The sequence below is a fragment of the Aquabacterium sp. genome, from assembly GCF_044226965.1.
Classification (GTDB): Bacteria; Pseudomonadota; Gammaproteobacteria; order Burkholderiales; family Burkholderiaceae_C; genus Pseudaquabacterium.
In genome coordinates this window covers 38,018-45,397 of sequence record NZ_JBGAGA010000048.1, presented here as the reverse complement: position 1 = coordinate 45,397, position 7,380 = coordinate 38,018, and the positions used below count along the sequence as shown (strand labels likewise).

Below are 7,380 nucleotides of genomic sequence, written 5' to 3'. Positions count from 1 at the left end.
CGCGTGAAGCGGTGAGCAAGCTGGTGGCCGCCCGCCTGGCGGCCGACGTGATGGGCGTGCCGACCATCCTGCTGGCCCGCACCGACGCCGAAGCAGCCGACCTGGTGACCAGCGACGTCGACGCCAACGACAAGCCCTTCCTGACCGGCGAGCGCACCGTCGAAGGCTTCTACAAGACCAAGAAGGGCTTCGAGCAGGCGGTGAGCCGCGGCCTGGCCTATGCCGAGTACGCCGACCTGATCTGGTGCGAGACCGGCACGCCGGACCTGGCGTTCGCGAAGGCCTTCGCCGATGCGATCCATGCCAAGTTCCCCGGCAAGCTGCTGGCCTACAACTGCTCGCCCTCGTTCAACTGGAAGAAGAACCTCGACGACGCGACGATCGCCAAGTTCCAGCGCGAACTGGGCGCCATGGGCTACAAGTTCCAGTTCATCACGCTGGCCGGTTTCCACAGCCTGAACTACTCGATGTTCGAGCTGGCCTACGGCTACGCCCGCAACAACATGACGGCCTTCGTCGAGATGCAGGAAAAGGAATTCGCCGCCGCCGAGAAGGGCTTCACGGCCGTGAAGCACCAGCGCGAAGTGGGCACCGGTTACTTCGACGCGGTGACCACGACGATCGAGCGCGAGGCTTCGACCGCCGCGCTGAAGGGCTCGACCGAAGACGAGCAGTTCTTCGAGGCCAAGCACGGCTGATGCACGATTGCTTTGAGAGGTGCTGAGCCTGCCGCCACACGCGGCGGGTTCGGGGAGACAAGCAAGGCGGCGCGGTCCCCACAAGGGGCCGCGCCTTTTTTGCGTCAGGAAATTCCTGCGCGCGGCTCAGGCGCCGCGCTGACGGCGCAGCACCAGCAGCGCGTAGCCAAGCCCGGCCACTGCCAGGGCCGCCAGGAAGCCCGACGTTGCCGCGGCGCCCAGCGCCGAGCCCAGGTCATGCAGGGCCCAGGCCGGCAGGCCTTGCACGAAGGGCAGGGGATCGCCGTCGGCGCGCATCGTCAGGCTGCGCGGGCCGGCGCGATCGGCAACGATCAGCGCCTGGGTGGCTTGGTGCAGCAGGTAGCGCAGCGTGTCCCACACCTGCGTCTGGTGGTAGACGTTGTCCAGCACCAGTCCACCCCCGCCGACCACCGCCACCACCAGTGGCACGCCCCAGCGCTTGAACCAGGCGGAGGCGGCCATCGTCAACAGCACCAGCGGCGACAGCCACAGCAGGGCCAGCACGTAGCCCGCGGCAAGCCGACCCAGCAGCGCCAGCGCCGCGGCCAGCACGCTGCCCCACGGCAGCGTGAACCAGGCGCCCACGCTCCAGGTTTTGGTGACGACCGCCAGCGACACCACCCAGCCGCCCAGTGCGCCGACCGCGAGCGCCAGCCACGGCACCAGCAGCAGGTGCACCAGCAGCGGCGCCCCCACGCTCTGCAGGTGGCCGGTGGGCAGCGAGAGCCAGAACTCGATCGAGCGGTCCTGGTGGTCGCGCCGAGCCAGGCCGGGGGCCTGGAACAACGAGAACATCGAGGCCAGCACCATCGTCGAGACGGCCAGGCCGGCCATGCAGCCGAAGGCGATCAGCAGGGCCTCGGGCACGCGCTGCACCACGGCCGCGCCGTCGTCCAGCGTGACCTGCACGCCGCTGAAGGGCGCTGCCGCGAGCGTGATCGCGAAAGGCGCGGCCATCATGATGATCCAGCCCAGGCGGTGCTGCATCCATTCACGCTGCATCAGCGTGGCAAAACGGTTCATGGTTCGGCTCCTCGAGGGCTGCTTCAGCCCTGCGTGCGGTTCATTTCGGGCGCGCGCGTCAGCGCGACGAACAGGTCGACCAGGCTGGGCCGCACGCGCTGGCCGAGGGCCTGCACGGCCGCCGGCGGCGGGCCGTCGAAGAGCGCAGCCGCGCCGCCCTGCACGCGGTAGCGCAGCAGCGGATGGGCGGCGGCCATCGCGTCGGCCTGGGCCGGGTCGTGGCTCAGTGCGACGAAGCGGCGGTCCATCTCCTCCAGGCTGATCGACAGCACCAGCTTGCCTTCATTGAGCATCATCACGTCCGACAGCAGCGACTCGATCTCCTCGACCTGGTGGGTCGAGATCAGCACGCTGCGCTCGCCGTCGCACCACTCGTCGATCAGCATCTCGTAGAAGGCCTTGCGCGACAGCACGTCCAGGCCCAGCGTCGGCTCGTCCAGGATCATCACGCGGGCATCGATGGCCGCCATCAGCGCCAGGTGCACCTGCACCACCATGCCCTTGGACAGCGACTTCACCTTGTCGGACAGCGACACGCTGGTGCGCTTGATCAGCGCCCGGGCGCGGTCAGCCGAGAAGCGCGGATGCAGCCCGCTCATCAGCGTGATCAGCTGCTCGACACGGGCCCAGCGCGGCAGGATCGCGACGTCGGGGATGTAGCTCAGCTGCTCGAGCAGCTGCACCCGCTGCGCCCGCGGCTGCATGCCCAGCACCGTGAGCTGGCCCTCGGCCGGCAGCAGGCCGACCAGCGCCTTCATCAGCGAGGTCTTGCCGGCACCGTTGTGGCCGAGCAGGCCGACGACGCGACCCTTGGGAATCGTGAAGCTCACGTCGTCCACCGCCACCTTGCGGCCGTAGCGCAGCGTCAGGCCCTGGGCCTGGATCAGGGGTTCCATCGTCAGTCCTCCCAACTCAGTTGATCCGCGCCGATGTCCAGCCGGCGCAGGCGGGCACGCAGCTGCGGCCACTCTTCCTTCAAGAACCGCTCGCGCTCGGCCTGCTTGAGCCGATCGCGCGCGCCGGGCCGCACGAAGATGCCGAGCCCGCGCCGGGTCTCGATCAGGCCTTCGTCGCCCAACGCCTGCAGCGCACGGCTGACCGTGAGCGGGTTGATCAGGTACTGCCCGGCCAGGGCGCGCACCGAGGGCATCGGTTCGCCTTCGTGCGGTTGGCCATCGAGCAGCCTGGCCGCGAGGATGTCGGCCAGTTGCTGGTAGATCGGCAGCTTGGCATCCCAGGTTTGCATGGGCGCTTCCGGTGTGTTGCTGATGTAGCACACCATATCAAGCTGCCTTCGACCCGGTCACGCCGGATGCGACGGACTGCAGCGCCGGATGACGAACTGCAGCCGACGCCGGACTGCCGGTGACGGCCTACAGCGACGCGTCGAGCATCGCGCGGTAGTCCTCGCGCGTGGCGATGCGCGGGTTGGTCTTGTGGCAGTGGTCGGCCATCGCGCCGTCGATGATGCGCTCGTACAGGTCGCGCGTGACGCCCATTGCCGCCAGGCCGGGTGGCAGGCCCAGCCGCGCGTTCAGTGCACGCACGGCCTCGGCCAGCTCGGTGCCGCGGCTGTCGCAGCCCGGCAGACCGATCGCATGCGCCATGCGTTGCAGGCGCCGGTCGTTCTGCATCGACTCGGCCGGTGCGTTGAACAGGATCACGGCCGGCAGGAACATCGCATTCAGGGTGCCATGGTGCAGCTTCGGGTTCACCCCGCCCAGGCTGTGGCTCAGCGAGTGCACGCAGCCCAGGCCTTTCTGGAAGGCCATTGCACCCTGCATGCTGGCGCTCATCATGTTCCAGCGCGCTTCGCGGTCCTGGCCATTCTTCGTGGCGCGCTCGATGTGGGCCCAGCCGCGCTCCAGGCCGTCGAGCGCAATGCCATCGGCCGGCGGGTTGATGGCCGGCGCCATGAAGGTCTCCAGGCAATGGGCGATCGCGTCCATGCCGGTCGCGGCAGTCAGCAGCGGCGGCAGGCCCAGCGTCAGGTCGGGGTCGAGGATCGCGGTCTTGGGCACCAGGTGCCAGCTGTGAAAGCCGAGCTTGCGGCCATCGTCGACGATGACGATCGCGCCGCGCGCCACCTCGCTGCCCGTGCCGGCGGTGGTGGGCACCGCGATCAGCGGCGCCACGGCCTCGGTGATCTTCGGGCTGCCGCCTTCGATGGTGGCGTAGGTCTTTAACGCGCCGGGATGGGTGCCGAGGATCGCGACGCCCTTGGCCAGGTCGATGCTGGAGCCGCCGCCCACCGCGATGAGGCCGTCGCAACGCTGCGCGCGGAACAGCTCGGCCGCAGACCGCACCGCGGCCTCGGTCGGGTTGCCCGGCGTCTGGTCGAACACGACATGGTCGATGGCGCCCAGCGCGGCCAGCGCCTTGTCGAGCACGCCCGCCGCCCGCACGCCGGGGTCGGTGACCACCAGCGGCCTCTTCATGCCGACGCGCTGGCATTCCTGCGGCAGGCAGGCGATGGCGCCGTGGTCGATTTCAATCTGCGTGAGGTAGAGGATGCGGGCCATGGTGCAGGGCGGATGGGGCGAGGGAAGGGCACACAGTATCCTCGCTGTCCCAGCCCCACGACGAGCGCTTCGGTGACATCTCGCACCCTGCTGACCCCGGCGATGGCCGGCCTGCTCGAACGCATCCAGCGCGCCAGGCGCACGCCCTTCCATGCGCAGACGCCGGCCGAGGCACGCAAGGCCTACCTGGCCGCTGCCGAAGTGCTGGAGCCACCGCGTGCGACGCTGTCGCGCGTGGAAGACCTGACCCTGCGCGCCGCCGACGGCACCGCGCTGCCGGCCCGGCTGTACACCGACCAGCCCGGCAAGCCCGCGACGCTGCTGTACCTGCACGGGGGTGGCTTCGTGATCGGTGGCATCGAGACGCACGACAGCCTGTGCCGGCAGCTGGCGCTCAAGAGCGGCGGCGCCGTGGTGTCGCTGGACTACCGTCTCGCGCCCGAGCATCGCTTTCCGACCGCGGTGGACGATGCCTGGGCCGCGATGCGCTGGCTGGCCGAGCATGGCGACCGGCTCGGCCTCGACACCACGCGGCTGGCGGTGGGCGGCGACAGCGCCGGCGGCACGCTGGCGGCCACCTGCGCGATCCATGCCCGCGACATCGGCCTGCCGCTGGCGCTGCAGCTGCTCATCACGCCCGGCACCACCGCGCATGCCGACACGGCGTCGCACAAGCTGTTCGCCAACGGCTTCCTGCTTGAAGCGGCGGACGTGAGCTGGTTCTTCGACCACTACATCGACCACCGCCACCGGCGCGACTGGCGCTTCGCGCCGCTGGAGGCGCTCGACCTCGACGGCGTGGCGCCGGCCTGCCTGATCCTGGCCGAATGCGACGCGCTGGTCGAAGAAGGACTGGCCTATGCCGATCGGCTGCGCATGGCCGGCGTGCCGGTCGCGCTGGAGCTCTACCGCGGCCTGACGCACGACTTCATCAAGATGGGTCGCGCGCTGAAGGAAGCGGGCCAGGCCCAGGCTGCGGCTGGCGAACAACTGCGGAGACACTGGTTCCCATGACGACAAAGCGCAGCGACTTCCGATTCACCGAACGCCTGCGCGTGCGCTGGGCCGAGGTGGACATGCAGAACATCGTGTTCAACGCGCACTACCTGATGTATTTCGACACCACCGTGTCGGGCTACTGGCGCGCGATGGCGATGCCCTATGCGGACACCATGCACTACCTGGGCGGCGACCTGTTCGCACGCAAGGCCACGGTCGAGTACGAGGCCTCGGCGCGCTTCGACGAATTGATCGACGTCGGCGTGCGCACCACGCGCATCGGCAACTCGTCGATGGTGCTGGCCTGCGCGGTGTTCCGTGGCGACCAGCTGCTGGTCGGCGGCGAGCTGGTCTACGTGTTCGCCGACCCGGCCACGCAGACCTCGCAGCCGATCCCGCAGCAGTTCCGCGACGTGCTCGAAGCCTTCGAGGCCGGCAAGCCGATGGTCGAGGTGCGTGTCGGTGCGTGGCGCGAGCTGGGCCCCGAAGCCGGCGCGATCCGCGCGAAGGTATTCGTCGAGGAGCAGAAGATCCCCGCCGAGATGGAGTGGGACGCCGCCGACGCCGAGTGCGTGCACGCCGTGGCCTACAACCGCTTCGGCAAGCCGCTGGCCACCGGGCGCCTGCTCGAGCATGTGCCGGGCGTGGCGAAGATCGGCCGCATGGCGGTGCTGGCGCCGATGCGCGGCGGCCGCATCGGCCGTTCGGTGCTGGACGCGTTGATGCAGGCGGCACGCGAGCGCGGCTTCCGCGAGGCGCTGCTGCATGCGCAGCTGTCGGCCGCGCCGTTCTACAGCCGCGTCGGGTTCAGCACGCGCGGCCCGGTGTTCGAGGAGGCCGGCATTCCGCACGTGGAGATGGTGCGGGCGCTGTAGCGGGTGTCAGTCCAGCGTCTCGAAGACCTCGACATGGCGCTGTACCGGCAGCGCCAGTTCCTGGAACAGCCCGATGAAGGCCGACTCGATGCGACGTTCCTGCGCTGCGTCGATGCCGGCCTCGGCCGCGTAGGTCTCCATCACCGTGATCAGGCCATCGCTGCTGCCGGGCCGCCGCAGCAGCTCGGCCCGCAACCCCGGCATGGCCGTGCGGCACCTGGCCTGCAATTGCTCCAGCGCCGGCAGCAGCGCGGGCCAGCGTGCCTCGGGCAGCCGGTAGTAGACGTAGAGACGTCGGCTCACGCGGCCTCGGTGGGCAACGGATAGGGCAGGGCGCCGGGCCGCAGGGTCGGGCCGTCGGCCGCCCCGAGGTGCCAGCTGCCGCCACCCAGCGCGGCCAGCTTCACTTCCACCAGCGCACTGGCACGGCCCTCGGCCAGCTGTCCGGCATTCGCCACCAGGCCGGCGGGTTGGCCGGGATCGTCGCTGTGGAACACCTCCTGCCCGGGCTGCGCGGCCACCTCGCTGTCGAACACCATCGCGCGGCGCTTCAGGGTGCCGCGGTACTGGCTGCGCGCCACCACCTCCTGACCCGGGTAGCAGCCCTTCTGGAAGTTCACCCCGCCCACCAGCTCGAGGTTCACCATCTGCGGCACGAACTGCTCCACCGTCGGGGCGACGATGCGGGCCACGCCGCTGTGCACCTCCAGCCAGCGCCAGGCTTCGGGTGCCAGCGCGGGCAGGGCCGGTGCGGCGGCAGCGCCGGGCTGAGCCAGCAGCCAGCGCGGCACGCCCTGGGCATCGGGCAGGCGCAGCAGGTCGGCGTCCTCCTGCGTGTTCAGCTGCCAGGCGGCGGCCGGCGCCCGCGCGCCCAGCCACGCGGCCGCCGCTGCTCCGGCCAGCCCATACAGCGCCCACTCGGCACTGGCGTCATCGAGCTTGCACTTGGCCCGCAGCACGAACATCGACAGCCGCTTCAGCGTGGCGGGCAGCACATCGGCGCTGCAGGCCAGCAGGATCTCTTCCGGCCCGCGGCGCCAGACGATGAAGCTGGCCAGCAGCCGCCCCTTGGGCGAGCAGTAGCCGGCCAATCGCGCCTGGCCCGGCGCAAGGTGCTCGATGTCCTGGGTCAGCTGGCCGTGCAGAAAGTGCGCGGCGTCGGCGCCGCGGGCACGGATCAGGCCCCAGTCGGTCAGGCGCAGCGCGCCACTGGGCAGAGCGTTTTCGGTCATGGCGGCGATT

General features: G+C 70.1%; 8 protein-coding genes and 1 pseudogene. 3 read left to right on the top strand and 6 right to left on the bottom strand.

What is annotated here, in order from left to right:
- Positions 1–698, top strand: a pseudogene (locus ACILR4_RS19675) (isocitrate lyase); the annotation flags it as partial.
- Between the two features lie 126 nt (positions 699–824).
- Here ACILR4_RS19675 and ACILR4_RS19670 read toward each other — a convergent pair.
- From ACILR4_RS19670 to ACILR4_RS19655, 4 genes are all read right to left on the bottom strand, one after another.
- Positions 825–1,742: a hypothetical protein gene (locus ACILR4_RS19670; protein WP_395702569.1), complete on the bottom strand. Its 918-nt coding sequence runs from the start codon at positions 1,740–1,742 to the stop codon at positions 825–827.
- A gap of 23 nt (positions 1,743–1,765) precedes the next feature.
- Entirely contained in the window at positions 1,766–2,638 is an 873-nt protein-coding gene (locus ACILR4_RS19665) for an ABC transporter ATP-binding protein (RefSeq protein ID WP_395702568.1), read from the bottom strand.
- Between the two features lie 2 nt (positions 2,639–2,640).
- The gene (locus tag ACILR4_RS19660) at positions 2,641–2,988 is read right to left on the bottom strand and encodes a GntR family transcriptional regulator (protein WP_395702567.1); all 348 of its coding nucleotides are present in this window, start codon (positions 2,986–2,988) and stop codon (positions 2,641–2,643) included.
- A gap of 127 nt (positions 2,989–3,115) precedes the next feature.
- Positions 3,116–4,264: an iron-containing alcohol dehydrogenase gene (locus tag ACILR4_RS19655; protein WP_395702566.1), complete on the bottom strand. Its 1,149-nt coding sequence runs from the start codon at positions 4,262–4,264 to the stop codon at positions 3,116–3,118.
- Between the two features lie 102 nt (positions 4,265–4,366).
- Between ACILR4_RS19655 and ACILR4_RS19650 the strand changes: the two genes are divergently transcribed.
- Both ACILR4_RS19650 and ACILR4_RS19645 read left to right on the top strand, forming a co-directional pair.
- Positions 4,367–5,278, top strand: a complete 912-nt coding sequence (locus ACILR4_RS19650) for an alpha/beta hydrolase (protein ID WP_395702571.1) — start codon at positions 4,367–4,369, stop codon at positions 5,276–5,278.
- A complete protein-coding gene (locus ACILR4_RS19645) occupies positions 5,275–6,138 on the top strand; it encodes a YbgC/FadM family acyl-CoA thioesterase (protein WP_395702565.1) in 864 nt (287 codons plus the stop codon). The genes ACILR4_RS19650 and ACILR4_RS19645 overlap by 4 nt, the downstream gene beginning before the upstream one ends.
- Positions 6,139–6,144: 6 nt before the next feature.
- Here ACILR4_RS19645 and ACILR4_RS19640 read toward each other — a convergent pair whose 3' ends face one another.
- Entirely contained in the window at positions 6,145–6,441 is a 297-nt protein-coding gene (locus tag ACILR4_RS19640) for a DUF4936 family protein (protein ID WP_395702564.1), read from the bottom strand.
- Positions 6,438–7,370 (bottom strand): YgfZ/GcvT domain-containing protein, encoded by a 933-nt coding sequence (locus ACILR4_RS19635; protein WP_395702563.1) that lies wholly within the window; start codon positions 7,368–7,370, stop codon positions 6,438–6,440. Before ACILR4_RS19635 ends, ACILR4_RS19640 begins: the two co-directional genes overlap by 4 nt.
- Positions 7,371–7,380: the final 10 nt, after the last annotated feature.